33 protein-coding genes and 1 tRNA gene are annotated in these 23,499 nt (G+C 64.9%); 31 read left to right on the top strand and 3 right to left on the bottom strand.

The window, feature by feature from the left end; translation table 11 throughout:
* Positions 1–94: 94 nt before the first annotated feature.
* Positions 95–165 (bottom strand) — tRNA-Gly (locus DMP03_RS06990).
* Between the two features lie 208 nt (positions 166–373).
* Here DMP03_RS06990 and DMP03_RS06995 point away from each other — a divergent pair.
* The 26 genes from DMP03_RS06995 to DMP03_RS07120 all read left to right on the top strand — a co-directional run bounded on the left by DMP03_RS06995 (position 374) and on the right by DMP03_RS07120 (position 14,710).
* Entirely contained in the window at positions 374–1,240 is an 867-nt protein-coding gene (locus DMP03_RS06995) for a putative RNA uridine N3 methyltransferase (RefSeq protein WP_152119979.1), read from the top strand.
* Positions 1,241–1,247: 7 nt separating this feature from the next.
* Positions 1,248–2,258, top strand: a complete 1,011-nt coding sequence (locus tag DMP03_RS07000; RefSeq protein ID WP_152119980.1) for a 50S ribosomal protein L3 — start codon at positions 1,248–1,250, stop codon at positions 2,256–2,258.
* Positions 2,255–3,001 carry a 50S ribosomal protein L4 gene (gene rpl4p / locus DMP03_RS07005; protein ID WP_152119981.1) on the top strand — a complete coding sequence of 249 codons (747 nt, stop codon included), beginning with the start codon at positions 2,255–2,257 and terminating at the stop codon, positions 2,999–3,001. The genes DMP03_RS07000 and rpl4p overlap by 4 nt, the downstream gene beginning before the upstream one ends.
* A complete protein-coding gene (locus DMP03_RS07010) occupies positions 2,998–3,246 on the top strand; it encodes a 50S ribosomal protein L23 (RefSeq protein WP_152119982.1) in 249 nt (82 codons plus the stop codon). Before rpl4p ends, DMP03_RS07010 begins: the two co-directional genes overlap by 4 nt.
* Complete coding sequence (locus DMP03_RS07015; RefSeq protein WP_152119983.1) at positions 3,247–3,975, top strand: 50S ribosomal protein L2; 729 nt, start codon at positions 3,247–3,249, stop codon at positions 3,973–3,975. It abuts the gene before it with no gap.
* A 2-nt stretch (positions 3,976–3,977) separates the two neighbouring features.
* On the top strand, positions 3,978–4,400 hold the full coding sequence (locus DMP03_RS07020; protein ID WP_152119984.1) for a 30S ribosomal protein S19: 423 nt from the start codon (positions 3,978–3,980) through the stop codon (positions 4,398–4,400).
* Positions 4,400–4,861 carry a 50S ribosomal protein L22 gene (locus tag DMP03_RS07025; RefSeq protein ID WP_152119985.1) on the top strand — a complete coding sequence of 154 codons (462 nt, stop codon included), beginning with the start codon at positions 4,400–4,402 and terminating at the stop codon, positions 4,859–4,861. Before DMP03_RS07020 ends, DMP03_RS07025 begins: the two co-directional genes overlap by 1 nt.
* A complete protein-coding gene (locus tag DMP03_RS07030; protein ID WP_152119986.1) occupies positions 4,861–5,790 on the top strand; it encodes a 30S ribosomal protein S3 in 930 nt (309 codons plus the stop codon). The genes DMP03_RS07025 and DMP03_RS07030 overlap by 1 nt, the downstream gene beginning before the upstream one ends.
* Positions 5,790–5,999, top strand: a complete 210-nt coding sequence (gene rpmC / locus DMP03_RS07035; protein WP_075938169.1) for a 50S ribosomal protein L29 — start codon at positions 5,790–5,792, stop codon at positions 5,997–5,999. Before DMP03_RS07030 ends, rpmC begins: the two co-directional genes overlap by 1 nt.
* Positions 6,000–6,003: 4 nt before the next feature.
* Positions 6,004–6,279 (top strand): ribonuclease P protein component 1, encoded by a 276-nt coding sequence (locus tag DMP03_RS07040; protein ID WP_075938170.1) that lies wholly within the window; start codon positions 6,004–6,006, stop codon positions 6,277–6,279.
* Positions 6,270–6,599, top strand: coding sequence for a 30S ribosomal protein S17 (locus DMP03_RS07045; protein ID WP_075938171.1), 330 nt, complete (start codon positions 6,270–6,272; stop codon positions 6,597–6,599). Before DMP03_RS07040 ends, DMP03_RS07045 begins: the two co-directional genes overlap by 10 nt.
* Complete coding sequence (locus tag DMP03_RS07050) at positions 6,599–6,997, top strand: 50S ribosomal protein L14 (protein ID WP_152119987.1); 399 nt, start codon at positions 6,599–6,601, stop codon at positions 6,995–6,997. The genes DMP03_RS07045 and DMP03_RS07050 overlap by 1 nt, the downstream gene beginning before the upstream one ends.
* A complete protein-coding gene (gene rplX / locus DMP03_RS07055; RefSeq protein ID WP_152119988.1) occupies positions 6,994–7,347 on the top strand; it encodes a 50S ribosomal protein L24 in 354 nt (117 codons plus the stop codon). Before DMP03_RS07050 ends, rplX begins: the two co-directional genes overlap by 4 nt.
* Positions 7,344–8,042: a 30S ribosomal protein S4e gene (locus tag DMP03_RS07060; protein ID WP_152119989.1), complete on the top strand. Its 699-nt coding sequence runs from the start codon at positions 7,344–7,346 to the stop codon at positions 8,040–8,042. Before rplX ends, DMP03_RS07060 begins: the two co-directional genes overlap by 4 nt.
* A complete protein-coding gene (locus DMP03_RS07065; RefSeq protein ID WP_152119990.1) occupies positions 8,039–8,557 on the top strand; it encodes a 50S ribosomal protein L5 in 519 nt (172 codons plus the stop codon). The genes DMP03_RS07060 and DMP03_RS07065 overlap by 4 nt, the downstream gene beginning before the upstream one ends.
* Positions 8,554–8,715: a 30S ribosomal protein S14 gene (locus DMP03_RS07070; RefSeq protein WP_075938176.1), complete on the top strand. Its 162-nt coding sequence runs from the start codon at positions 8,554–8,556 to the stop codon at positions 8,713–8,715. Before DMP03_RS07065 ends, DMP03_RS07070 begins: the two co-directional genes overlap by 4 nt.
* 3 nt (positions 8,716–8,718) lie before the next feature.
* A complete protein-coding gene (locus tag DMP03_RS07075) occupies positions 8,719–9,111 on the top strand; it encodes a 30S ribosomal protein S8 (RefSeq protein ID WP_152119991.1) in 393 nt (130 codons plus the stop codon).
* Positions 9,101–9,640, top strand: coding sequence for a 50S ribosomal protein L6 (locus tag DMP03_RS07080; protein WP_152119992.1), 540 nt, complete (start codon positions 9,101–9,103; stop codon positions 9,638–9,640). Before DMP03_RS07075 ends, DMP03_RS07080 begins: the two co-directional genes overlap by 11 nt.
* Entirely contained in the window at positions 9,640–10,347 is a 708-nt protein-coding gene (locus tag DMP03_RS07085) for a 50S ribosomal protein L32e (protein WP_152119993.1), read from the top strand. The genes DMP03_RS07080 and DMP03_RS07085 overlap by 1 nt, the downstream gene beginning before the upstream one ends.
* A complete protein-coding gene (locus DMP03_RS07090; RefSeq protein WP_152119994.1) occupies positions 10,340–10,780 on the top strand; it encodes a 50S ribosomal protein L19e in 441 nt (146 codons plus the stop codon). The genes DMP03_RS07085 and DMP03_RS07090 overlap by 8 nt, the downstream gene beginning before the upstream one ends.
* A gap of 2 nt (positions 10,781–10,782) precedes the next feature.
* Complete coding sequence (locus tag DMP03_RS07095; RefSeq protein ID WP_152119995.1) at positions 10,783–11,328, top strand: 50S ribosomal protein L18; 546 nt, start codon at positions 10,783–10,785, stop codon at positions 11,326–11,328.
* On the top strand, positions 11,325–11,960 hold the full coding sequence (locus tag DMP03_RS07100) for a 30S ribosomal protein S5 (RefSeq protein WP_123123866.1): 636 nt from the start codon (positions 11,325–11,327) through the stop codon (positions 11,958–11,960). The genes DMP03_RS07095 and DMP03_RS07100 overlap by 4 nt, the downstream gene beginning before the upstream one ends.
* On the top strand, positions 11,960–12,424 hold the full coding sequence (locus DMP03_RS07105) for a 50S ribosomal protein L30 (protein WP_152119996.1): 465 nt from the start codon (positions 11,960–11,962) through the stop codon (positions 12,422–12,424). Before DMP03_RS07100 ends, DMP03_RS07105 begins: the two co-directional genes overlap by 1 nt.
* A complete protein-coding gene (locus DMP03_RS07110; protein WP_152119997.1) occupies positions 12,424–12,918 on the top strand; it encodes an uL15m family ribosomal protein in 495 nt (164 codons plus the stop codon). The genes DMP03_RS07105 and DMP03_RS07110 overlap by 1 nt, the downstream gene beginning before the upstream one ends.
* Before the next feature lies 1 nt (position 12,919).
* On the top strand, positions 12,920–14,395 hold the full coding sequence (gene secY / locus DMP03_RS07115) for a preprotein translocase subunit SecY (protein ID WP_152119998.1): 1,476 nt from the start codon (positions 12,920–12,922) through the stop codon (positions 14,393–14,395).
* Positions 14,396–14,509: 114 nt separating this feature from the next.
* The gene (locus tag DMP03_RS07120) at positions 14,510–14,710 is read left to right on the top strand and encodes a hypothetical protein (protein WP_152119999.1); all 201 of its coding nucleotides are present in this window, start codon (positions 14,510–14,512) and stop codon (positions 14,708–14,710) included.
* Positions 14,711–14,938: 228 nt separating this feature from the next.
* Here the strand turns inward: DMP03_RS07120 and DMP03_RS07125 are convergent, their stop codons facing one another.
* Positions 14,939–15,871, bottom strand: coding sequence for a transcription initiation factor IIB (locus DMP03_RS07125; protein ID WP_152120000.1), 933 nt, complete (start codon positions 15,869–15,871; stop codon positions 14,939–14,941).
* 275 nt (positions 15,872–16,146) lie between these two features.
* On the opposite strand from DMP03_RS07125, the gene trkA reads away from it, so the two are divergent.
* From trkA to DMP03_RS07150, 5 genes are all read left to right on the top strand, one after another.
* Positions 16,147–17,478 (top strand): Trk system potassium transporter TrkA, encoded by a 1,332-nt coding sequence (gene trkA, locus DMP03_RS07130; RefSeq protein WP_152120001.1) that lies wholly within the window; start codon positions 16,147–16,149, stop codon positions 17,476–17,478.
* Positions 17,479–17,528: 50 nt separating this feature from the next.
* On the top strand, positions 17,529–19,127 hold the full coding sequence (locus DMP03_RS07135) for a TrkH family potassium uptake protein (RefSeq protein ID WP_197739306.1): 1,599 nt from the start codon (positions 17,529–17,531) through the stop codon (positions 19,125–19,127).
* 44 nt (positions 19,128–19,171) lie between these two features.
* Complete coding sequence (locus tag DMP03_RS07140; protein ID WP_152120002.1) at positions 19,172–20,002, top strand: PspA/IM30 family protein; 831 nt, start codon at positions 19,172–19,174, stop codon at positions 20,000–20,002.
* Positions 20,003–20,110: 108 nt separating this feature from the next.
* Positions 20,111–21,013, top strand: a complete 903-nt coding sequence (locus DMP03_RS07145; protein ID WP_225870718.1) for a hypothetical protein — start codon at positions 20,111–20,113, stop codon at positions 21,011–21,013.
* A 46-nt stretch (positions 21,014–21,059) separates the two neighbouring features.
* The gene (locus DMP03_RS07150) at positions 21,060–21,365 is read left to right on the top strand and encodes a hypothetical protein (RefSeq protein WP_152120004.1); all 306 of its coding nucleotides are present in this window, start codon (positions 21,060–21,062) and stop codon (positions 21,363–21,365) included.
* Position 21,366: 1 nt separating this feature from the next.
* On the opposite strand, the gene DMP03_RS07155 is transcribed toward DMP03_RS07150, so the two are convergent.
* On the bottom strand, positions 21,367–23,499 hold the full coding sequence (locus DMP03_RS07155; protein WP_152120005.1) for a bifunctional metallophosphatase/5'-nucleotidase: 2,133 nt from the start codon (positions 23,497–23,499) through the stop codon (positions 21,367–21,369).

Genomic DNA, 23,499 nt, shown 5'->3' on the forward strand with positions numbered 1-23,499 from the left:
GCGTTTCGTGTAGTGCTATCGGGTGAATCATATGTGCCTTCTTTCGTTGTTGAAGGCAGCGGAAAATGGGGAAAACGGCCGCGTTGGGGTCTCATGCACCGACCGCGATTTGAACGCGGGTTGTGACCATGGCAAGGTCACGTGATACCACTACACTATCGGTGCGCGTCTGCGTTTCAAGCGAGAACGGTGATGAGTAAAAGGCTTCCGAAACGGGGGAGGGCGGGGCGGTCGACACGCCGTACCGTGTGACGGCGACACACGTTGAAACGCCTGTGAACGGCCGACAGCCGGCGCGCAAAGCGGGCCACTTTTATGTCCGGGTTCGGTATCGTTGTCACAGTCTAGTGAGCAGACACGGAAGCGATTCGGCATGACACGCACCGTACTCGTGCCGTCGTCTCTGACCCGAGAGGCCGAGGACAAACGCGAGGCGACTCGCAAACTCGGTTACGTCGCACGCGCGGCGGTCATCTTTCGGGTGGACCGTCTCGTCGTCTACCCCGATTCGTCGGGCGACGACGGGCGGTTCGGCGACGGGTTCGTCGATACCGTCTTACGGTACGCGGCCACGCCCCCGGACCTCCGAAAGGAGCTGTGGGGGAGGCGTGACGAACTGGCGTACGTCGGCGTCCTGCCGCCGCTCCGCGTCGCTTCACAGACCGGCTCCGAATCCGACGATTCGGGGTCGTTAAGACAGGGAATCGTGACCGAGGTCGGATCTGACGACCGCGTTCGGGTCAATTGCGGCATGCAACACCCGGTCTCGCTGCCCGTGCCGCCGGCGATGGCGACACCACGGGAGGGAGAACGCGTCACAGTCAGGGTTACTTCGCGACGACCGGTGCGCGCACGACTGCTTGATATCCCACCGTCGGGGTATCAGGTGGAACGCGCGGACCTGCAAACCGTGCTCGCTCGTCCCGACGCCGGCGTTCGTATCGCCGCGTCGCGACACGGCGAGCCGGTCTCTCCGCGACTGCTCGAGGATATCGAGCCCGCGCGTGGAGACAGTACCGTCGTCTTCGGTGCCCCCAAGCGGGGGCTGCCGAAGATACTCGGTGTGGAACCGAGCGACGTAACCGACGGGTCGGGCGACGGGCCCGGCTCTGATTGCGACACAGACGAACCGCTCTCGCGGTTCGACCTCTGGCTCAACACGGTCCCGAATCAAGCCAGCAAGGTCGTGCGAACTGAGGAAGCGATGTTCGCCTCCCTTGCTGTCCTCACAATGGAGTGAGACCAGAATGCCACAACCAAACAGACCACGAAAAGGCTCGATGGGCTTCGGCCCGCGCGTCCGCGCCGCCAGCGAGGTGCCGCGGTTCAATAGCTGGCCCGACGACGACGGGCAGCCGGGACTCCAGGGCTTCGCCGGATACAAGGCTGGCATGTCCCACGTCGTGGCCATCAACGACGAACCGAATTCCCCGCGCGAGGGGATGGAGGAGACGGTCCCTGTCACCGTCGTTGAGACGCCACCGATGCGCGCCGCTGCGCTTCGAGTCTACGAGGAAACGAACTACGGGCTGCAGCCGCTCACCGAGGCGTGGAGCAACGAGCTTCACGAGGACCTCGACCGAGCGCTCTCGGCCCCGGACGAACAGAGCACCGACACCGACGCGATTCACGATGCGCTCGAAGCGGGCGACATCGATGACGTTCGCGTCGTCACGCACACCACGCCGGGCGTGCTCGGCGGTGTGCCGAAGAACAAGCCCGACGTGATGGAGACTCGCGTCGGCGGTGGCTCCATCGCCGACCGCGTCGAGTTCGCACTCGACCTCGTTGAGGACGGCGGTGAACACGCCGCGACGGACGTGTTCCGCGCCGGCGAGTACACCGACGTTGCGGGCATCACGAAGGGGAAGGGGACGCAGGGCCCCGTCAAGCGATGGGGCGTCCAGAAGCGAAAGGGCAAACACGCACGCCAGGGATGGCGCCGACGCATCGGCAACCTCGGTCCGTGGAACCCATCGCGCGTCCGTTCGACGGTCCCGCAGCTGGGCCAGACGGGCTACCACCAGCGCACGGAGCTGAACAAGCGGCTCATCGCGCTCGGTGACGAGGACGTGACCCCCGACGGCGGCTTCGTCAACTACGGCGAGGTCGACGGTGACTACGCGCTCGTGAAAGGCTCCCTGCCGGGTCCGAACAAGCGTCTGCTCCGTCTTCGCCCCGCCGTGCGACCGAACGACCAGCCGCGTCTCGACCCCGAGGTGCGCTACGTCTCTACGGCGTCTAACCAAGGACAATGAACGCGACAGTACGTAATCTCGACGGCTCGGACGCTGGCGAGGTCGAGCTGCCGGAGGTCTTCGAGACCCACTACCGGCCGGACCTCATCAAGCGCGCCGTTCAGGCCGCACAGGCGAATCGACAACAGGACTACGGCGCAGACGAGTTCGCCGGGCTCCGAACGCCCGCGGAGTCGCAAGGCTCCGGTCGCGGCATGGCCCACGTCCCTCGACAGGACGGACAGGGTCGCCGCGTCCCGCAGGCGGTCAAGGGCCGTCCGGCACACCCGCCGAAGGCCGAGAAGGACCGCGGACTCGACATCAACACGAAGGAGCGAAAGCTCGCCGTCCGGTCGGCCATCGCGGCTACCACGGACGCCGAGCGCGTCGCGGAGCGCGGTCACGACTTCGACGACGACCTCGGGCTGCCACTCGTCGTGAGCGACGAGTTCGAGGACCTACTCAAGACGCAGGAAGTCGTCTCCTTCCTCGAAGCCGTCGGCGCACACGCCGACATCGAGCGCGCCGACGACGGCAAGAAAGTGCGCGCCGGACGCGGGACGACCCGTGGCCGCAAGCACAAGGAGCCATCGTCGGTCCTGTTCGTGACGAGCGAAGAACCGTCGAAGGCCGCACGCAACCTCGCGGGCGCGACGGTCGCCACCGCGGCGAACGTCTCCGCAGAGGACCTCGCGCCCGGGACGCACCCGGGGCGACTGACCGTGTGGACCGAGTCGGCCCTCGAGGAGGTGGCCGACCGATGACGATCAAGTACCCGCTCGTGACGGAGAAGGCCATGAACGACATGGACTTCAACAACACGCTCCAGTTCATCGTCGACACGGACGCCGCAAAGCCGGATGTCCGCGAAGCGGTCGAGAGCCGCTTCGAGGTCGACGTGACGAGCGTCAACACGCAGGTAACGCCGCAAGGGACGAAGAAGGCCGTCGTCACCCTCTCTGAGGAGGACGACGCGCAGGAAGTCGCTTCGCGCATCGGGGTGTTCTAAATGGGACGACGAATCCAAGGACAACGACGCGGTCGTGGTGGCCCGACGTTCCGAGCGCCGTCACACCGCTACAAGGCGAATCTGTCGCACCGCACGGTCGAAGACGGTGACGTGGTCAGCGGGACCGTCGTCGACATCGAACACGACCCGGCTCGCTCGGCCCCGCTCGCGGCGGTCGAGTTCGAGGACGGCGACCAGCGTCTGGTCCTCGCGTCCGAGGGCGTGGCCGTCGGTGACACCCTACAGGTGGGTGTCTCCGCGGAGATCGCGGTCGGGAACACGCTCCCGCTCGCCGAGATTCCGGAGGGCGTCCCCATCTGTAACGTCGAGCGACAGCCCGGCGACGGTGGGAAGTTCGCACGCGCATCCGGCGTGAACGCGACGCTGATGACACATGACCGCAACGTGACGGTCGTCCAGCTCCCGTCCGGTGAGGTCCGCCGTCTCAGCCCCGAGGCACGCGCCACCATCGGCGCGGTCGCGGGCGGCGGTCGAACGGAGAAGCCGTTCGTCAAGGCCGGCAACAAGCACCACAAGATGCGCGCACGCGGCACGAAGTGGCCGAACGTGCGTGGGGTCGCGATGAACGCCGTCGACCACCCGTTCGGTGGCGGTGGCCGCCAGCACCCCGGCAAGCCGAAGTCCGTCTCGCGTAACGCGCCACCGGGCCGCAAGGTCGGTGACATCGCGTCGCGCTCCACGGGCCGCGGCGGCAAGGGAGGTAACTAACAATGAGTACAGAGTACCAGACCGGCCGCGAGGGTGAGTTCACCTACCGCGGTCACACGCTCGACGAACTCCAGTCGATGGAGCTCGACGAGGTTGCTGAACTGTTCCCCGCACGTCTGCGGCGAAGTATCACCCGTGGTCTCACCGAGCAACAGCAGAAGCTGCTCGATGACGCACGCGAGAGCGGCGAGGAGGAGACGGCCAACAACCCGCTCCGCACGCACCTGCGCAACATGCCGGTGGTCCCGTCGTTCGTCGGACTCACCTTCGCCGTCTACGACGGCCACGAGTTCGAGCGCGTCCGTGTCGAGCCGGAGATGCTGGGCCATTATCTCGGTGAGTTCGTGCTAACGCGCAACTCCGTCGAACACGGGCAGGCCGGTATTGGGGCGACTCGGTCCTCGAAGTTCGTCCCGCTCAAATAATGGGAATCAGCTACAGCATCGACGTAGACTCGGACACGACGGCGAAAGCCATGCTCCGAGAGCGTCATATGAGCCACAAGCACAGCAAGGCCATCGCCCGGGAAATCAAGGGGATGACCGTCGGCGAGGCGTCCGAGTATCTCGACGCCGTCATCGCCGGTGAGCGGTCGGTTCCCTTCAAGTCCCACAACAGCGGTGTCGCACACCGGTCCGACATCGACGGCTGGGACGCTGGGCGCTTCCCGGAGAAGGCCAGCAAAGCGTTCCTCGATCTGCTCGAGAACGTGTCGAACAACGCAGACCACCAGGGCTTCGACGGCGAGTCGATGGAGATCATCCACGTCGCCGCCCACAAGGTCGGTGAGTCGCCGGGCCGCAAGCCCCGCGCGATGGGCCGCGCGTCCGCGTGGAACACACCGCAGGTCGACGTCGAAATCGTCACCGAGGAGGTATCCGAATAATGGCAGACGAACACCAGTTCATCGAGCAGGGGCTCGAACGAACCCAGATCGACGAGTTCCTCGCCGACGAGTTGGCGCGAGCCGGCTACGGCGGTATGGAGCTCGCACAGACGCCGATGGGGACCCAGATCGTCCTCAAAGCCGAGAAGCCAGGGATGGTCATCGGCAAGGGCGGGAAGAACATCCGGAAGCTCACCACCGAGATCGAAGAGCGGTTCGACATGGACGACCCCCAGATCGACGTTCAGGAGGTCGACGAGCCGGATCTCAACGCGCAGATCGTCGCCGACCGATTGGCGAACGCGCTCGAACGCGGCTGGTACTTCCGGAAGGCCGGCCACACCACCATCGACCGCATCATGGACGCCGGCGCACGCGGCGCCGAGATCATCCTGAGCGGGAAGGTCACGGGTGCACGCTCGCGCGTGGAGAAGTTCAACCGTGGCTACGTGAAGCACAACGGTGAGCCGGCAGAGGAGATCGTCGACTCCGGCGTCGGAACGGCCGTGATGAAGCTCGGCACTATCGGGGTGCAGGTGAAGATCATCCCGCCGAACACCCAGCTTCCCGACGACTTCACCATCACCGAAGATGCCGACGTGGAGTCGTTCATCGAAGAGGCGGAAGGCGACGTGGACGAGCTGCTCGCGGAGGCCGACGAGGCGATCGAGGGTGACCTCGACGAGGAGTCGGCAGCCGACGAGACAGAGGTCGAGGGAGACGCCCTCGACCTCGCCGAAGAGGAGCTCGTCGACGAGGATATCGAGTCCGAGGAGGGCGCTGCACCCTCTGCCCCGTCCGACGACGACATCGAGTCCGAAATCGACGACCTCGAAGCAGAGGTCGAAGACCTCGACGAGGAGACCGAGGCGGAAGCCGAGGAGCTGCTCGACGAGATGGACGAGGAGTCCGAGGAGGGTGACGAATAATGGCCATCCTGCACGTCGAGGAGATCCGCGACATGACGCCCGCAGAGCGCGAGGCGGAAATCGAAGAGCTTCGGACGGAACTGCTGAACGCGAAGGCAGTGCAGGCCGCCGGTGGCGCCCCGGACAATCCGGGTCGCACGAAGGAGCTGCGCCGCACCATCGCCCAGATCAAGACGATCCAGGCGGAAGAAGGCGACAACGAGGAATAACGAAATGAACGCCCAAACCCTGCCACGACACGAACTCGCGGGTCTCCACGCGGAGGTCATCGAGTCGTCGAACGCCGACCTCGTCGGCATCGAGGGAGACATCGTCGATGAGACGATGCACACCCTGCTCGTGGCTGGCGACGGGACGAAACAGGTTCCGAAGGCGGCGGCGACGTTCCGTGTCACTCTTGAGGATGAGACGGTCATCATCGAGGGCGAACGGCTCGTTGCTCGTCCCGCCCGGCGAACCGAACTGACAACACCACACACATGGCGCTAGGACTGAACGTACCGGAACCGGAGGCCGGCTGCTCTGACCCGAACTGTCCGTTCCACGGCACGCTGAGCGTGCGCGGACAGACGGTTGAGGGCGAAGTCGCCTCCACCGACATGGACAAAACCGTCGTCGTCGAGCGAGAGTACGACGTCAGAGTGCCGAAATACGACCGTCTCATGAAGCGACGGTCCCGTATCTCGGCACACCACCCTGACTGTCTCGACATCTCGGTCGGCGACACGGTTCGTATCGCAGAGACCCGCCCACTATCGAAGACGAAGTCGCACGTCGTCGTCGCGACGGATACGGAGGGTGAGAACTAATGGAAGCGCTCAACGCAGACGTGACGCAGGGCCTCGAGAAAGGCTCGCTCATCACCTGTGCGGACAACACGGGTGCACGACAGCTGAAGGTGACCTCGGTGTCGGGGTATTCGGGAACGAAGAACCGACACCCGAAGGCCGGTCTCGGTGACAAGATCACCGTCTCGGTCACGAAGGGAACCCCGGAGATGCGACGGCAGGTGCTCGAAGCGGTCGTCATCCGACAGCGGAAATCCATCCGCCGTCCGGACGGCACCCGACTGAAGTTCGAGGACAACGCCGCCGTCATCGTCGATGAGAACGAGGACCCGCGCGGGACGGAGCTGAAAGGCCCAATCGCGCGTGAGGTCGCCGAACGATTCGGCGCAATCGCCAGCACGGCGACGATGATAGTATGACACGACAGCCAGAGAAACAACGAAGCAGACAGCGACGTGCCCCGCTTCACGAGAAGCAAAAGCAGGTCCGTGCACACCTCTCGGAGGACCTCCGCGAGGAGTACGACCAGCGAAGCGTTCGCGTGAACGCGGGCGACACCGTCGAGGTCCAGCGCGGCGACTACGCCGGTGAGGAGGGCGAGGTCGTCAACGTCGACCTCCGCTCCACCGATATCCACGTCGAGGACGTGACCCAAGAGACGGCCGACGGCGAAGAAGTGCCACGGCCGCTCGACGCGTCCAACCTCGTCGTGACGGAGCTCGACCTCGAAGACGACCGGCGCGAAGCGCGCCTGGAGGACAACGAATGACGCGACACCAGAAACGACTCTCGGTACCGAACTCGTGGCCCGTCGAGCGCAAGGAGCAGACCTACACGGTGAAGGCGGGCGCGGGCCCGCACGGCGAAGAGGGGGTTCCCCTCCTCATCGTTCTGCGCGACGTGCTCGGCTACGTCGACTCGAAGAAGGAGGCGCGCTACGCCCTCGAACAGGATTCCATCCTCGTGAACGGGAAAGCACTGAGTGACGAACAGCGCCCGATTGGCATGTTCGACATTCTCGCCTTCGTGGAACGCGAGGAGTACTACCGCGTGTTCCCCGACGAGGGTGGGCGGCTCGCGCTCACCGAAATCGACGCCGACGCCGCGGACTCGCGGCTCGGCAAGGTCGTGAAGAAACAGCAGGTCGCCGGCGGCGACACGCAGCTCACGCTCCACGACGGAACGACGCTGCTCGCCGACGACGATACCATCACGCAAAACGACTCGATCGTCGTCTCGAACGACGACAAGTCGGTCGTCGCGCACTTCTCGTACGAGGAGGGCGCGCTCGTCACGGCCGTCGACGGCGAACACGCCGGCGAAATCGGCACCGTCGACGAGATTCAGGTGACGAACGGCTCCTCACAGAACAACGTCCTCGTCGACCAGGACGACGGTCGCTTCGAGACGGTCGAAGGTTACGTCGTCGTCATCGACGAGAACTTCACGGGTGATGATGCATGAGCGTGAGTGACCTCCACGAGATGCGAACGCCGCAGGTGGAGAAGGTCGTCGTCCACATGGGCGTCGGTCGCGGTGGCCGCGAACTGGCGAACGCCGAGGACATCCTCGCCGAAATCGCCAGCCAGACGCCGGTCCGCACGACCGCAAAGCGCACCATCCAGGAGTTCAACGTCCGCGAGGGCGACCCCATCGGCGCGAAGGTGACCCTCCGCGGTGACCTCGCCGAGGAGTTCCTCGCGACGGCGCTCTCGCTTGCAGATATCGATGCGTCGCAGTTCGACGAGACGGGCAACTTCTCGTTTGGCGTCGAGGAACACACGGCGTTCCCGAGCCAGGAGTACGACCCCGAAATCGGTATCTACGGGCTGGACGTGACGGTCAACCTCGTGCGACCGGGCTACCGTGTCCACAAGCGCGACAAGGCCAGTACACAGATTCCGGGGAGCCACCGACTCACCCCCGAGGACGCAGTCGCGTACCTCGAAGCTGAGTACGACGTCGAGGTGAACGAATGAGCGAAACTGAAACAGAGGAGTCTGTCCCGACCGGACAGACCGAAGAGTGTCAGCGGTGTGGTCGCAAGCAGGGGCTTGTCGGCAAGTACGATATCTGGCTGTGCCGACAGTGCTTCCGCGAGATCGCACGCGACATGGGCTTCGAGAAGTACAGCTAAACCATGACAGCAAACGATCCACTGGCCGCCGCGCTTTCGGGCATCGACAACGCGGAAGGCGTCGGCCATCTCGACCACACAGTAGAGCCCGCCTCGAACGAAATCGGCTCCGTGCTCGAAGTGCTCGCAGACCGCGGGTACGTCGACACCTTCCAGTTCGTTGACGACGGGAAGGCCGGCCGGTTCGAGGTCGAACTGAAAGGCTCCATCAACGCCTGTGGCGCGGTGAAGCCGCGCTACTCCGTGACCGCGGACGACTACGAGAAGTGGGAAAAACGGTTCCTCCCCGCTCGCGACTACGGGACGCTCGTCGTCACGACGAGCCACGGCGTGATGAGCCACTACGAGGCCCGCGAACAGGGCATCGGCGGACAGGTGATTGCATATGTCTACTGAACGCACCATCGCCGTGCCGGACGACGTGACCGCGAGCATCGATCATCTCGACGTGATCGTCGAGGGACCGAACGGCTCCGTCACGCGCCGGCTCTGGTATCCGAACATCAGCGTCGACATCGAAGACGGCGACGTCGTCATCGCGTCCGAAGAGTCGGACGCCAAGACGAACGCCACCGTCGGCACGTTCGAGAGCCACGTCCGGAACATGGTTCAGGGCGTTACCGACGGCTGGGAGTACGAGATGGAGGTCTTCTACTCTCACTTCCCGATGCAGGTCTCCGTGCAGGACGAGACCGTCGTCATCGAGAACTTCATCGGCGAGCGAGAGCCGCGGCGTGTCCCCATCCACGGTGACACGCAGGTCTCCGTCGACGGTGAGGAGCTCACCATCTCCGGGCCCAGCATCGAGGACGTCGGTCAGACGGCCGCCGATATCGAACAGCGAACACGCGTCTCTGGGAAGGACACCCGCGTCTTCCAGGACGGCGTGTACATCACCAGCGAACCGGAACGAGGTAACGCCTGATGGCAGACGACGAACCACAAGAGCTGACAGACATCTCCGGTGTCGGCAACGCGAAGGCCGCGGCCCTCGAGGGCGCGGGCTTCGAGACTGTCGAGGACGTGCGACGCGCCTCGCAGTCCGAGCTTGCCGACGTCGACGGTATCGGAAACGCCCTCGCGGCCCGAATCAAGGCCGACGTCGGCGGTCTCGAAGTCGAAGAGGAGACCGAGGCGGAGGTCGAAGACGAGAGCGACTCCGAGCCGGACGAAGAGGAACGGACCGTCGAGACGGAACTCGTCGCACGCGGGCACGCGGACAAGACGCCCGAGCTCGACGAGGAGACCGAACGACTGCTCGGCGAGCGGAGCCGCGTCTCCACGCCGCAGTTCAACCGACAGGACTACCACAAGAAAAAGCGCACCCCGACCTCGTGGCGCAAGCCCCGCGGCGCGCTGTCGAAGCAGCGCCGTGGAATCAAGGGGAAGGGACAGAAGGTCGAAGCCGGCTTCCGCTCGCCGGTCGAGGCGCGCGGACTGCACCCGTCGGGCTTCGAGGAGGTCCACGTCCACAACGTGGACGACCTCGAGGGCGTCGACGGCGACACGCAGGCCGTCCGCATCGGCTCGACGGTCGGCGGTCGCAAGCGCGAGAACATCGAGGACGTGGCGGAAGAACGCGAAATCCGCGTTCTCAACCCGACCTACGAGGAGGTGGAAGTGAATGAGTGACCTTACCGCACAGAAGCGACTCGCCGCCGACATCCTTGATGTCGGCAAGAACCGCATCTGGCTCGACCCCGGGCGACAGGAGGACCTCGCCGACGCGATTACCCGCGAGGATGTCCGTGACCTCATCGACGAGGGAGCGATTCGCGCAGAGGACGCCAAGTCCAACTCGCGCGGTCGTGCCCGCGAGCGCGCGGCAAAGCGCGCGTACGGGCACAAGAAGGGAGCCGGCTCCCGCAAAGGGAAGGCCGGCGGTCGACAGAACAAGAAGGAGGCGTGGCAGTCGAAGATCCGCGCCCAGCGTTCCACACTCAAACAGCTCCGCGAGGACGGCGACATCGACCGTTCCACCTACCGCGACGTCTACGACATGGCGTCCGGTGGTGAGTTCGACTCCGTCGCCGACCTCGAACGATACATCGAGAACAACTACTAACAATGGCAACCGGACCACGATACAAAGTGCCGATGCGGCGTCGCCGCGAGGCACGAACGAATTACCATCAGAGGTTGCGCCTGCTGAAATCCGGGAAACCCCGGCTGGTCGCTCGCAAGAGCAACCAGCACACCACGGCGCAGCTGGTTACGCGAGGACAGAACGGTGACGAAACGGTCGTCGAGGCGAGTTCCGAGGACCTCGACGAGTACGGCTGGGAGGCACCCACCGGCAATCTGCCGGCGGCGTACCTCACCGGGCTCCTGCTCGGTACGCGCGCCGTCGAGGCGGGCGTCGAGGAGGCGGTGCTCGATATCGGCCTCAACACGGCGACGCCCGGTAACAAGGTGTTCGCGGTGCAGGAGGGCGCGATCGACGCCGGACTGGAGATTCCCCACAACGACGACGTGTTCGCCGAGTGGGACCGCACGCGCGGTACCCACATCGCCGACTACGCCGAGCAGGAGGGCGGTCTCTACAGCGGCGACTTCGACGCCACCGAACTGCCCGAGCACTTCGACGAACTCCGTGAGGAACTACTAGAATGAGCGATAGAGGCTGGGAGCCGCGAACGCGGCTCGGAAACAAGGTCGTAGAGGGCGAGATCACCGACATGCGGGCGGCCCTGAACAGCGGACTCCCGCTGAAGGAGCCCGAGATCGTCGACCAGCTCCTCCCGGGGATGGACGACGAGGTGCTCGATATCAACATGGTCCAGCGAATGACCGACTCCGGCCGCCGGGTGAAGTTCCGGTGTGTCGTCGTCGTGGGGAACCGCGACGGCTTCGTCGGCTACGCCGAGGGCCGCGACGAGCAGGTCGGCGGCGCAATCCAGAAGGCCATCGAGGTGGCCAAGCTGAACGTCATCGACGTGTCGCGCGGCTGCGGGTCGTGGGAGTGTGGCTGTGGGCGTCCCCACACCGTCGCGCTGCGCACGACCGGCAAGGCCGGTTCCGTCGAGGTCGAACTCCGTCCCGCACCGCGCGGGCTCGGACTCGCGGGCGGTGAGACCGTCCGCCACGTGCTCGACCTCGCCGGTATCGAGGACATCTGGACCCGCTCGTCCGGGAACACCCGGACGACGGTCAACTTCGCGAAGGCGACGTTCAACGCCCTTCGCGCGACCAGCGAGGCCCGCGTCCCACAGCGAGCCTTCGAGAAGCGTGAGGTGATCGAGTAATGGAAGCAATCGTGCAAATCCGCGGCGAGGTGAACCAGAGCCACGCAGTTCGAGACACGCTCTCGATGCTGAACCTGCACAAGGTGAACCACCTGACGTTCGTCCCCGAGACGGACACTTACCGCGGCATGATTACCAAGGTGAACGACTGGGTCGCACACGGGACCCCGTCCGAGGACACGGTCGCCCTGCTCATCGCGAAGCGCGCCGAGCCTGCAGAAGGCGACGCCGACATCGACGATGACTGGGTCGAAGCGAACACGGAGTACGACGATATCGACGCGCTCGCGTCGGCCCTCTTCGAGGAGGAGACGACGCTCAAAGAGCAGGGGCTTTCCCCGACGCTCCGACTCCACCCGCCACGCGGCGGTCACGACGGCATCAAACACCCCGGCAAGGAAGGTGGAATGCTCGGTAAACAGGAGACCGAGGCGCTCGATTCACTCCTGGAGGCGATGCGATAATGACGAGTAAGAAACGACGACAGCGTGGTTCGCGCACGCACGGCGGCGGCTCGCACAAGAAGCGACGCGGCGCAGGCCACCGCGGCGGTCGCGGTCGCGCCGGTCGCAAGAAACACGAGAAGAACCTGTATCCCCCGCGACAGAAGCACGGCTTCAAGCGGCCCCAGAAGACGGACCGTGTCGTCGAGACCATCAACCTCCGCGAACTGGACGAGGATATCGTGCTGCTCGCAGAGGACGGTGTCGCAGAGGAGACCGACGACGGCTACGCCGTCGACGCCCGCGAGGTCGTCGAAGGGCGCAACGACATCGACCGCGTGAAGGTGCTCGGCGGCGGGCAGTGTCACACGGCACTCACCGTCACCGCTGACGCCTTCTCGGACGACGCCGAGACCGCCCTCGACGCCGCGGGCGGTGAGGCCGTCCTGACGGAACTCGGCGAGGAACTGCTCGAAGAAGCCGAGGAAGCCGACGACGACGAGCAAGGAGAGTAAGATGGGCTGGAAGGAGACCGCAGAACCGCTGCTCACGCGAATGCCCGGCGTCACCCGGCCAGAGGGCCACGTGCCGTTCCGCCGGAAGCTCGGCTGGACAGCAGGCGTACTCGTCTTGTATTTCTTCCTGACGAACGTCTACGTCTACGGCCTCGCGGGACAGGGTTCAGACGCGTTCGGTCAGTTCCGCTCCATCCTCGCGGGTGGACAGGGAACCATCCTGCAGTTGGGTATCGGCCCGATCGTCACGGCATCCATCGTCCTGCAGCTGCTTGGCGGTGCGAACCTGCTCGGGCTGGACACGAACGACCCGCGCGACCAGGTGTTGTATCAGGGCCTCCAGAAGCTGCTGGTGGTCGTGATGATCTGTCTGACCGGGCTGCCGATGGTGTTCGCCGGCAACTTCCTGCCGGCCAGCGACGCCGTCGCGAACAGTCTCAACATCGGCACCGGCGGCGTCAAGTGGCTGATGTTCGCCCAGATCTTCGTCGGCGGTCTCCTCATCCTGTTCATGGACGAGGTCATCTCGAAGTGGGGCGTCGGCTCCGGTGTCGGGCTGTTCATCATCGCCGGCATCAGCCAGCGACTCGTCGGTGGCTTCTTCGGCGTTCCCGACATCACCGGCCAGAGCGGCTTCCTCTTCGGCTGGTATCAGATAATCTTCACCAACGCGAACCTCGGGTCGGTACTCGGCGGCGCTGGACTACAGGGACTCCTCCTCGAACAGGGGCAGCTGCTATTCCTGTTCACGACGGTGTTCATCTTCGTCGTTGTCGTCTACGCCGAGTCCGTCCGCGTCGAGATTCCGCTCTCGCACGCGCGAGTCAAGGGCGCACGCGGTCGCTTCCCGGTGAAGCTCATCTACGCGTCCGTCCTGCCGATGATTCTCGTCCGCGCGCTCCAGACGAACCTGCAGTTCCTCGGTCGCATCATCCACTCTCAGATGGGAGACGGAATGCCGGCCTGGCTCGGGGACTTCAACTCCAACGGCCAGGCGATTGATGGGTTCTTCTACTACGTCGCGCCCATCTACAACTACAAGGACTGGATGTTCTTCATCACCGACCTGCCGGTTGAGCTGTGGCAGGTGTTCCTGCGTATCAGTATCGACCTGACGTTCATGGTCATCGGCGGCGCGATATTCGCCATCTTCTGGGTGGAGACCACCGGCATGGGGCCGGAGGCGACCGCCCAACAGATTCAGAACTCGGGGATGCAGATTCCCGGCTTCCGGCAGTCGCCTGGCGTCATCGAGAAGGTGCTCGAGCGCTACATCCCGCAGGTCACCGTCATCGGCGGTGCGCTCGTCGGCGCACTCGCCGTGATGGCAAACATGCTCGGGACCATCGGTAACGTCTCCGGCACGGGACTGCTGCTCACCGTCTCCATCACGTACAAGCTGTACGAGGAGATCGCCGAAGAGCAGATGATGGAGATGCACCCGATGATGCGCCAGATGTTCGGCGGCGGCTCCTGACCCTCAGACGCTCTTTCCGATTCGGCCGTCACTGACCGCGCTGTCTCCTCCCCGGTTCGGAGCCTGAAACGCCACCCACTGTTTTAGTAGCCGTCGCTGTCTCCTCACGCGAGTATGGCACGCGACACCGAGTGGCCCGACACGACGAACCGGTGGCCCGTCGGGCCACTCTCGTTCGTCGCCATCGCGACTGGGACTATCGGACTCGGCGTTTCGCTGTCTGCGGGTAGTCCAGTCGCGACGGCATGTAGCCTCGCTGTGCTCGCCGCTGGTACTACGGCCGCAGTGCTCGACAGCACTGAGTCACCGTCATAAAAACCGGTCGCGTGTCCAGCGGCCGTCCCGCGACCGCCGGCGTCCAGCCCACATCGAGGTGCGAGCCGCAACGACCGCCGCACTCGCGGGGTGTGGGCCGTGACGACGTGGTCGGACTGTCTCTGACACAGCCGTCGATTCGCCGTCCGGCTATCTCGCTGAACTATCGGATACGTCTTAATACTGCGGGGCGGCTCCCTCGCGACGACTACAGAAGCGTCGGGGAGATCAGTGGGTGATACTCACGTCGAGCGCGTCCATCTGCTCCTGATACCGGTTGCGAATCGTCACGACGGTCACGTCTGCCACGTCGGCGACTGCACGCTGTGTCAGCTTCGGGCCGACGATACGCGAGGCGGCATACAGCGCGGCGGCCGCGTACCCGGACGGTGACTTGCCGGAGTGGAGTCCAAGCTCCGTCGTCTTCTCGACGATTCGGGCCGCTTCCTGTTGGACCTCGTCGCTGGTCTCGAGCTTGCTCGCGAGCTGTGGGAGATACGACTTGGGGTCGACCGGCTCTAACGCCAGCTCCAATTCCTGTGAGATGTACCGGTAGGTCCGGCCGATTTCCCGCCGTTCGACGCGTGAGACTTCCGTGATGTCGTCGAGCGAGCGGGGAATCGATTCCTGTCGGCACGCGGCGTGCAGCGACGCCGTCGCCACGCCTTCGATGGACCGGCCACGGATGAGGTCGCGGTCGAGCGCCTGCCGGTAGATGACCGAGGCGACCTCGCGAATCGACCGCGGGACGCCGAGGGCGCTCGCCATGCGGTCGATTTCGCTCAGCGCGAACTGGAGATTCCGCTCGCCGCTCTCCTGGGTTCGGATTCGCTCTTGCCACGTTCGGAGCCGCTGCATCTGGCTGCGCTTCTCCTGTGAGAGCGTGTGGCCCGAGGCGTCTTTGTTCTGCCAGTCGATGTTCGTGGTCAGCCCCTTGTCGTGCATCGTGCGCGTCGTCGGCGCGCCGACGCGGGACTTCTGTTGTTGCTCTTGATGGGAGAACGCGCGCCACTCCGGTCCGTGGTCGATGTTGTCCTCGTCGACGATGAGACCAGTCTCTTCGTCCATCAACTCGCCGTTGGCCGTACGAACGAGGTTCTCCGGGTCGACGTCGTCCGTCTGTGCGTCTGTTCTGTCCTGCCCTTTTGAGATTCGTGTCATTGGGCCCGGTCGAGACTGAGGGGTGGTAGCGACGACACACAGCGGTCGTAGTCGACTCGGACCCTGACCCCGAGCCGGAACGCCGCGTGTCGTATCGACGCGTCGGGGGGGACAACTCGACACGACGCCTGACTGTCCGACTGTACCTAACGTAGTTAGCCCACACTCTTATATAATTTGTCTGTGGTCCCGACAAATCCGGTGGTCTCCCGTTCTCGGATGAAAATCCACTTACCGCGGGCGGGCGAGTGGGAAGTAATGAGAGGTCCGGACAGATGCGCGTAATCGTCGTCGGAGCGGGGGAGGTCGGTTCCAGTATCGCTGCCGATCTGTCCAGCGACCACGAGGTCACGGTCGTCGATATCGACGGTGGACAGGTCGAGTCGATCAGCTACGGCGAAGACGTGCTCGGGGTCGAGGGCGACGGGAGCGACGTCGAGACGCTCGAGGAAGCGGGCATCGAGGAGACGGACATGCTCATCGCCTCGACGAACGATGACCGGACGAACATCGTCACCTGTGGGACGGCGAGCGTCTTCGACGACGTGTTCACTATCGCCCGCGTGAAGAGCCCGCAGTACCTCCGTACGTGGGAGCGCGGCTCCCGCGTCTTCGGCGCGGATTTCATGGTGTGTACCGATCTGCTCGCCGCCGAGACCATCACCGGGGTCATCGGGCTCGCCACCGCACAAGACGTCGACACCTTTGCCGACGGTGCCGTCCAGATGGCCGAGTTCGAGATTCCGGCCGAAAGCCCCGTCGCGGGCCAAACCGTCGAGGAGGCAGACCGGTTCGACTCGCTCACCTTCGCGGCGATTCTCCGTGGCGATTCCATCATCATCCCGCGGGGAGAGACACGCATCGAGGCCGACGACGACGTCATCGTCATCGGGAGTCCGGAGTCGACCCGCGCGTTCAGCGCCGCCATCGCGCCCGAACAGTCGGGCCCGAAAGACATCGTCATCGTCGGCGGAAGCGAGGTCGGCTACCAGACGGCGAAGCTGCTCGAGGCTCGCGGCTTCTCGCCGCGCTTTGTGGAACACGACCCAGACCGCGCGCGCTGGCTCGCTGAGAAGCTTCCGAAGACGACCGTGATGCAAAACGACGCGACCGACCGCGAGTTCCTCGACCGTGAGCACGTCGGGACCGCCGACGTACTCATCTCGACGCTGGAGAACGACCAACAGAACCTCCTCGCGTGTCTCCTCGCCGAACAGCTCGGTGTCGACCGCACCATCGCGGTCGTCGACACCGTCCAGTTTGCGGACATCTTCGAAGCCGTCGGAGTCGACGTGGCGGTCTCTCCACGCGAAGCGACGGCGGGTGAGATCACTCGGTTCACCCGCGGTCGTCGTGCCGAGAACGTTGCACTCATCGAAGGAAACCGCGCGGAGGTGCTCGAGTTCGAAGTCGACGAAGACAGCGATGCGGTCGGGTGCACGATCCGTGCACTCGCCGGTGAGCTCCCCGATGATGTTGTCTTCGGTGCAATCACGCGCGAAGAGACCCTCATCACGCCTCGGGGCGACACGATGCTTGCGGCCGGCGACCACGTCGTCGTGTTTGCCAGCGCGAGCGCCATCGACGCCGTCACCGGCGTCTTGTGAGAGACGATGGATTCTTGCTCTCGCCGCAAGTTTGACTCGCCGTGTCACTCCTGAGTCTCGGCTCCGGTGGGGGCATCCGCGTCGAGTGGCGGACGAGTGTCGCCCTGACCGGTCGGGTTCTCAAGTACCTCGCCGTCCCGCTGTGTGTCCCCCTCGTCGTCGCTCTCCTCTACGGCGACGACATCCTCACGTTCGCCGTCGCCGTCGTCGCGACTTTCCTCCTCGGATTTGCCCTCGAACAGCTCGACCCCGACCCCGATCTCGGGGCGCGCGAGGCGCTGCTCATGGTCGCGCTCACGTGGCTGGCCGTCGCCGTCGTCGGCACCCTCCCGTATCTCATCGCCGGGATGGGAACCGATAGCACGCTCGCCCAGCCGGTGAACGCGCTGTTCGAGTCGATGTCCGGCTTCACGACGACCGGGGCGACCGTCATGGGGAACATCTCCTTCGAGCAACACTCTCACGCGCTGTTGCTGTGGCGACAGCTCACCCAGTGGCTCGGCGGGATGGGTATCGTCGTGCTCGCTATCGCCATCCTCCCTGAGCTCTCCGTCGGCGGTGCCCAGCTGATGGACGCCGAGGCCCCTGGTCCCGGCATCGAGAAGCTCACGCCCCGTATCGCTGAGACCGCCCGCGTCCTCTGGCTCGTCTACGCCGGCATTACCGCCCTCGAAATCGTCCTACTCTTCGTCTTTCACCTCGTCGGGCTTGCGCCCGCGATGGACAACCTCGTGGCCGGCACCGACCACGCCGCGGCCGCCTACAACGCCGTCGCCCACGGGCTGACGACCATGCCGACCGGCGGGTTCTCGCCAGAGGCGCGGTCTATCGAGGCGTTCTCCGCGGCAGTCCAGTGGCTCATCATCCCGTTCATGTTCGCAGCGGGTGTGAATTTCGCGTTGACGTGGCGGCTCCTCTCCGGTGAGCCGCGCGCACTACTGGACGATATCGAGTTCCGCGCCTACTCGGGTATCGTTGGGGTGTTCTCGGTAGTGCTTGCGACCCTGCTGTTCACCGGTGGTGCGGACGTTGGGCCGGGTGCCCTCGACTTCTACTCCGGCATCGCCGGCGATATCGAGGCGTCGCTGCGCCACGCCGTCTTCCAGACGCTCGCGATGGTGACGACGACCGGCTACGCGAGCATCGACTTCAACGCGTGGTCACAGCCGCTGAAGTATCTCCTCTTGTTTGCGATGTTCATCGGCGGCTCGGCCGGCTCGACCGGTGGGGGTATCAAGATCGTCCGATGGATTGTCATCATCAAGAGCGTCAAACGAGAGCTGTTCACATCCATCCATCCCGAGGCTGTTTCGCCCGTCCGGCTCGGCGGGAACGCAATCGACGAGCGCGCGGTCCGTGGCATTCAGGCGTTCACCCTCGTCTACATGCTCTGTTTCGGCTTCGGCGCGGCGCTGTTAATGCTTGATGCGGCGCGCGTCGGCCTGGATTTGAGCGCATTCGAGGGGATCGCCGCTGCCGCCTCCACCGTCGGTAACGTCGGACCGGGCTTCGGTCGGCTCGGACCGATGGGGTTCTACGAGTTCTTCCCGGTACCTTCGAAACTACTCATGACGTTTCTCATGTGGATCGGGCGATTAGAGATTATCCCCGTGCTCGTGTTGCTCACCTCCTCCTACTGGCGGTCGTAACGGTCGGTGCTGAGGATTTTAGTCGTCGGACACATAGGGGTAGTATGGGAATCCTCTCGCGAGCGTCGTACGTCATCCGGTCGAAGCTCAACACGCTCATCTCGAGCGCGGAAGACCCCAGCGAACAGCTCGATTACTCCTACGAGCAGATGCGCGACGAGCTGCAGGACGTGAAACAGGGTATCGCCGACCTGACGACACAGAAAAAACGACTCGAAATCCAGAAGCGCCGACTCGAAGAGAACGTCGAGAAACACAACGAGCAGGCGCGTGAGGCCGTCCGCCAGGACCGCGAGGACCTCGCGCGGCGCGCACTGGAGAAAAAGAAGAGCAAGATGAGCCAAATCGAGGACCTGGAGACGCAGATCGCCGACCTCCAACAGACGCAGGACAATCTCGTCTCAAAGAAGGACGAGCTTCAACAGCAGATCGAGCAGTTCAAGACCGAAAAGGAGACGATGAAGGCGCGCTACGAGGCCGCGGAGGCCAGCACGCGCGTCTCGGAGGCGATGACCGGCGCGGGCGACGAGATGGAAGACGTGTCTCGCTCCATCGAGCGAGCGCGCGAACAGACCCAGGACATGGAGGCTCGCGCAGAGGCGATGGACGAACTCGAAGGCTCCGGCGCGCTGGAGAACGCGATGGACGACCGCTCGGACATCGAGAAGGAACTCGACAGCGGGCGTGCGGACGCCGAAATCGAGTCCGAACTCGATACGCTCCGCCAGCAGGAGGGCGTGGAGACGGAAAGCGAGTCGACGGCCGAGACGACGGACGCCGAAGACGACACGCTGGAGGACCTCGACGCGACGGAATCGTCGGACCCTGACGTGGAGACCGAACTCGCTGAGCTTCAGGACGACGAATCGAACTAGGCGGGCTTTTTTCTCGGCGGCTGGAGTCGCGGTATAGACGAGGAGAACCGACCGGACGACACGCTTCGCGAATGTGCAGACGAGGGGAAGTGGCGACTGTGGCTGGTGATGAACGCCGACCGTCGGGTCGTCGCCGTCGTCCTGCTGTTGTCGGTGTTTCTGACGCTGCTCGTCGCCGGTGGAGCGTATCCGGGCGCGGAGGTGACGCTCCGCGAGACCGACTCCGTCGACACGATGTTTCAAGGGCTGCTCACGGCCACTATCACCGGTGTGACGCTCGTGTTGACGCTGAACCAGCTCGTCTTGTCACAGGAGCTGGGTGCTGTCGGCGACCAGCGCGACCGGATGGACGGTGCCGTCACCTTCCACCGCGACGCCGCCGACGTGCTCGATACCACCGTCGCGCCCGCCCAGCCCGCGCAGTTTCTCGGCTCGTTCGTCCGCATGGCCGGCGAACAGGCCGAAGCGCTCCGCGAGAACGCGCCCGACGGCGAGGCGGGCGAAGCAATCGAGTCGCTCACCGAGAGCATCATCGGCAACGCGGACTCCGTCGCCGAGGACTTAGACGGGGCCTCCTTCGGTGAGTTCGACGTGGTGTCGGGGGCACTGGACTTCAACTACTCGTGGAAGGTGTACGAGACGCAGCGTATCGACGCCGAGTTCGGCGACCAACTCGACTCGCTGCGGCGCACGCTGACGCTGTTCGGTCCCGCGCGTGAACACTTCAAGACGCTCTACTTCCAGTGGGAACTCACGGCGCTGTCGCGGACGATTCTCACGGCCGCGATTCCAGCCCTCGTCGTCTCGCTGTTCATAGTGGCGTACTTCAACGTCGCGACCTTCGAGGCTACCGTGTTCGGCTTCGACGGGCTGGTATTCGTCTTCGCGCTCGGCGCGACGATCGGACTTGTCCCCTTCGCCATCCTGCTGTCGTACGTGCTCCGCATCGCGACGGTGACGAAACACACCCTCTCGATTGGCCCGTTCATCCTCCGGGGCACCGACGACTGACGCCGGGCCACCCCGCTTTTTCGCGCCCGCTTCCGAACGGACTCACGTGACCGCGGCCTCGAACGGGACGGCCCGAACCGACGGACAGACGCGGCTGCGCCGCTGGCTCCTGCTCGCCGGGAACCGGTGGGCAGTCGCCGGCCTACTCGCCGTCTGTCTGTTTGCCTTCTTACTCCTCGTCGGCACGCTCGACCCCTCGCCGCTCGGTGCGGTGATGTCCGGCTCCGACCCCGTCGAGACGATGTTCGAGGGTCTCACCACCGGTATCATCACCGGCGTGACGCTCGTCGTCACCATCGACCAGCTCGTCCTGTCCCAGCAGCTCGGGACGCTTGACGACCCCGAGGCGTAACCTATCCTTCGGTCTCGTCGTCGCTCAGCCGGTCGTAGAGATACGCTCCGCCGGCGGCACCGCCGACTGCGGCGGTCGCACCGAATCCGGGCTGGCTCCCGCTCGTCTCGGTCCCGCTCGTCTCGGTCTCGGTTTCCGTCGGCGTGGCCGTGGCCGTCGCCGCGAGCACAGTCTCGGCGTCGACGCTGGCTTTCAGCTGGTGGTAGCTGTAGCCGCTCGACGGCGGTAGCTCGACGAGGCCGCCCTCGTCGTTCGTGTAGCCGTAGTGCTCTTCGTCCGGGTCGAAGCCGCCGACGAGCCGCAGGGTCGGGTCGTCCATGGAGGCGAGCTCGGTGAGTTCCGCCGCGTCGAACGTCGCGGTCACCATGCCGTCGCTCGCGCTCGCGCTCTCGGGAGTGACCGACTCGCCAGTGCGCGGGACGACGCGGTAGGTGTCGAGCGTGAAGCCCTCAGACGCCTCGGTCGGGAGCGAGGCGGTCAGCGTAATCGTCTCGCCGTCGCCCTCGACGGTCGCGGGGTCGACCGTCTCGTCGACGCGAATCATACGGTGTCCGCGGGTCGGTGAGATGGTGTCGCGGCCTTCGAGCTGGTCGATCATGAACGGCCCTTGGAACTGCCCGGAACTGAGGATGCGTTCGCCCTCGCCGATGACGCTGCGGCCGGCCACGTAGTCGTTCGTGGAGACGAGATACGTCTCCGACTCGTCGAGCGGCTCGCCGCCGACGAAGACGTTCTCGACGTTCGTCTCGCCGTCGTGGCCCCACCACTCGTAGCTGATGCCCGACACCTGAATCGCGGGCTGTGAGCCGAAGTCGCCCGGCATCGGCCGGACCGACCCCTCGATGTACTCGCGGAGCTTCGCGCCCGACAGCTCGTACACCTCGATTTCGTTCGGGAACGGGAGGATGTCCATCACGTTGATGCCCGTAATTGCCCCCGGTCCGTACATCGTGTTCGACCGGATGCCGCCGGCGTTCTGGACCGCCACGTCGATTCCCGGTTCGAAGTCACCCACCTCGCGCATCAGGTCCGTGATGAGGTTGCCGAGACCGGTCTCGACGGCGTAGTTGTCGTACGTCGCGTTCAGCTCCACCTCGCTCTCGACGATGGGCTGGCCGAGCTGCTCTTCGAGTTCCGCGGTGTACGCTTGCGCCATGCTCGCGAGCTCCTCGTCGCCCGCAATCTCCTGTACGTCACGCGGGACGTGGTTCTCGCTGTCGCCGCCCGGCGGGCTGTCGCCGTCCCCGAGCGCCGCGGAGTTGTAGAAGTCGAGCCGCTCCCACTCGCTCAACTCGCCCGTCTCGAGGTCGAAGGTGAGCCGACCGAGGTGGCCGAACTCGTCGCCGAACTCCGCGACTGTCGTCCCGTTGAACGTCTTGGGTGCGTCGAAGACGACACCGGAGTGTGAGCCGACGATGGCGTCGAGTCCGTCGACGTTGTTGGCGACGCGCTCCTGTGCGCCCGTCGAGATGTGACTCGCACAGATGATGAAGTCCACGTCGCCCTCGAGTGCGGCGACGGCCTCGCGGGCGGCCGCCACGTTGTCGAGCACCTGCCAGTCGTCCGGGTAGGAGGTAATGGTGTGGAAGCTCTCGGTGCCGAGCCCGAAGACGCCGACCGTCGCGCTGCCGGTCTCGAACGTCGTCCACCGCTGAGTGCCCGGCACCGGCTCGCCGTCGGGGGTGAGCAGATTCGCGATGACCCACGGGAACTCCGAGGTCTGGAACCGCTCTTGGGCGACCTCGATGCCGAAGTCGAACTCGTGGTTGCCAGCGCCGACGGCCGCAGGCTGCATGTAGTTGAGCGCCTCAATCATGTGGCTTCCCTCGTACTCCAGGCCGAGCAGCGAGGGCGCGAGGTCGTCGCCGTTGCCGATGAAGGCGGCGTTGTCGTACTCGCTTCGCAGTTGGTCCGCGACCGCGAAGTACCGTTGAAGATTCAGCTCTGCGTCACCCGCGTCCTCGAAGCGCCCGTGGAAGTGGGTGTCGTGGATGAGCGTCACCGTGTTCGACGGCTGGGTCGCGCTCGCGACACCGCCCGTCGCGCTCGCGGCCGCAAGCCCCCCCGCGGCGGCCAGCAGGCTACGGCGATTCAGTGTGTAGTCGGTTCCGTCGGCGTCTGGCGTCTCTGCCAT

Source organism: Halosegnis rubeus (assembly GCF_009184545.1).
GTDB lineage: Archaea > Halobacteriota > Halobacteria > Halobacteriales > Haloarculaceae > Halosegnis > Halosegnis rubeus.

What these genes read in the sequence shown, in the direction of transcription:
- DMP03_RS07015 (WP_152119983.1), top strand. Translation starts at nt 3,247, where the DNA reads ATGGGACGACGAATCCAAGGACAACGACGCGGTCGTGGTGGCCCGACG.
- rplX (WP_152119988.1), top strand. Translation starts at nt 6,994, where the DNA reads ATGACACGACAGCCAGAGAAACAACGAAGCAGACAGCGACGTGCCCCG.
- DMP03_RS07050 (WP_152119987.1), top strand. Translation starts at nt 6,599, where the DNA reads ATGGAAGCGCTCAACGCAGACGTGACGCAGGGCCTCGAGAAAGGCTCG.
- DMP03_RS07120 (WP_152119999.1), top strand. Translation starts at nt 14,510, where the DNA reads ATGGCACGCGACACCGAGTGGCCCGACACGACGAACCGGTGGCCCGTC.
- rpl4p (WP_152119981.1), top strand. Translation starts at nt 2,255, where the DNA reads ATGAACGCGACAGTACGTAATCTCGACGGCTCGGACGCTGGCGAGGTC.
- DMP03_RS07010 (WP_152119982.1), top strand. Translation starts at nt 2,998, where the DNA reads ATGACGATCAAGTACCCGCTCGTGACGGAGAAGGCCATGAACGACATG.
- rpmC (WP_075938169.1), top strand. Translation starts at nt 5,790, where the DNA reads ATGGCCATCCTGCACGTCGAGGAGATCCGCGACATGACGCCCGCAGAG.
- DMP03_RS07095 (WP_152119995.1), top strand. Translation starts at nt 10,783, where the DNA reads ATGGCAACCGGACCACGATACAAAGTGCCGATGCGGCGTCGCCGCGAG.
- DMP03_RS07020 (WP_152119984.1), top strand. Translation starts at nt 3,978, where the DNA reads ATGAGTACAGAGTACCAGACCGGCCGCGAGGGTGAGTTCACCTACCGC.
- DMP03_RS07125 (WP_152120000.1), bottom strand. Translation starts at nt 15,871, where the DNA reads ATGACACGAATCTCAAAAGGGCAGGACAGAACAGACGCACAGACGGAC.
- trkA (WP_152120001.1), top strand. Translation starts at nt 16,147, where the DNA reads ATGCGCGTAATCGTCGTCGGAGCGGGGGAGGTCGGTTCCAGTATCGCT.
- DMP03_RS07145 (WP_225870718.1), top strand. Translation starts at nt 20,111, where the DNA reads ATGAACGCCGACCGTCGGGTCGTCGCCGTCGTCCTGCTGTTGTCGGTG.
- DMP03_RS07140 (WP_152120002.1), top strand. Translation starts at nt 19,172, where the DNA reads ATGGGAATCCTCTCGCGAGCGTCGTACGTCATCCGGTCGAAGCTCAAC.
- DMP03_RS07040 (WP_075938170.1), top strand. Translation starts at nt 6,004, where the DNA reads ATGAACGCCCAAACCCTGCCACGACACGAACTCGCGGGTCTCCACGCG.
- DMP03_RS07060 (WP_152119989.1), top strand. Translation starts at nt 7,344, where the DNA reads ATGACGCGACACCAGAAACGACTCTCGGTACCGAACTCGTGGCCCGTC.
- DMP03_RS07080 (WP_152119992.1), top strand. Translation starts at nt 9,101, where the DNA reads ATGTCTACTGAACGCACCATCGCCGTGCCGGACGACGTGACCGCGAGC.
- DMP03_RS06995 (WP_152119979.1), top strand. Translation starts at nt 374, where the DNA reads ATGACACGCACCGTACTCGTGCCGTCGTCTCTGACCCGAGAGGCCGAG.
- DMP03_RS07085 (WP_152119993.1), top strand. Translation starts at nt 9,640, where the DNA reads ATGGCAGACGACGAACCACAAGAGCTGACAGACATCTCCGGTGTCGGC.
- DMP03_RS07105 (WP_152119996.1), top strand. Translation starts at nt 11,960, where the DNA reads ATGGAAGCAATCGTGCAAATCCGCGGCGAGGTGAACCAGAGCCACGCA.
- DMP03_RS07045 (WP_075938171.1), top strand. Translation starts at nt 6,270, where the DNA reads ATGGCGCTAGGACTGAACGTACCGGAACCGGAGGCCGGCTGCTCTGAC.
- secY (WP_152119998.1), top strand. Translation starts at nt 12,920, where the DNA reads ATGGGCTGGAAGGAGACCGCAGAACCGCTGCTCACGCGAATGCCCGGC.
- DMP03_RS07070 (WP_075938176.1), top strand. Translation starts at nt 8,554, where the DNA reads ATGAGCGAAACTGAAACAGAGGAGTCTGTCCCGACCGGACAGACCGAA.
- DMP03_RS07025 (WP_152119985.1), top strand. Translation starts at nt 4,400, where the DNA reads ATGGGAATCAGCTACAGCATCGACGTAGACTCGGACACGACGGCGAAA.
- DMP03_RS07030 (WP_152119986.1), top strand. Translation starts at nt 4,861, where the DNA reads ATGGCAGACGAACACCAGTTCATCGAGCAGGGGCTCGAACGAACCCAG.
- DMP03_RS07110 (WP_152119997.1), top strand. Translation starts at nt 12,424, where the DNA reads ATGACGAGTAAGAAACGACGACAGCGTGGTTCGCGCACGCACGGCGGC.
- DMP03_RS07100 (WP_123123866.1), top strand. Translation starts at nt 11,325, where the DNA reads ATGAGCGATAGAGGCTGGGAGCCGCGAACGCGGCTCGGAAACAAGGTC.
- DMP03_RS07090 (WP_152119994.1), top strand. Translation starts at nt 10,340, where the DNA reads ATGAGTGACCTTACCGCACAGAAGCGACTCGCCGCCGACATCCTTGAT.
- DMP03_RS07155 (WP_152120005.1), bottom strand. Translation starts at nt 23,499, where the DNA reads ATGGCAGAGACGCCAGACGCCGACGGAACCGACTACACACTGAATCGC.
- DMP03_RS07065 (WP_152119990.1), top strand. Translation starts at nt 8,039, where the DNA reads ATGAGCGTGAGTGACCTCCACGAGATGCGAACGCCGCAGGTGGAGAAG.
- DMP03_RS07075 (WP_152119991.1), top strand. Translation starts at nt 8,719, where the DNA reads ATGACAGCAAACGATCCACTGGCCGCCGCGCTTTCGGGCATCGACAAC.
- DMP03_RS07000 (WP_152119980.1), top strand. Translation starts at nt 1,248, where the DNA reads ATGCCACAACCAAACAGACCACGAAAAGGCTCGATGGGCTTCGGCCCG.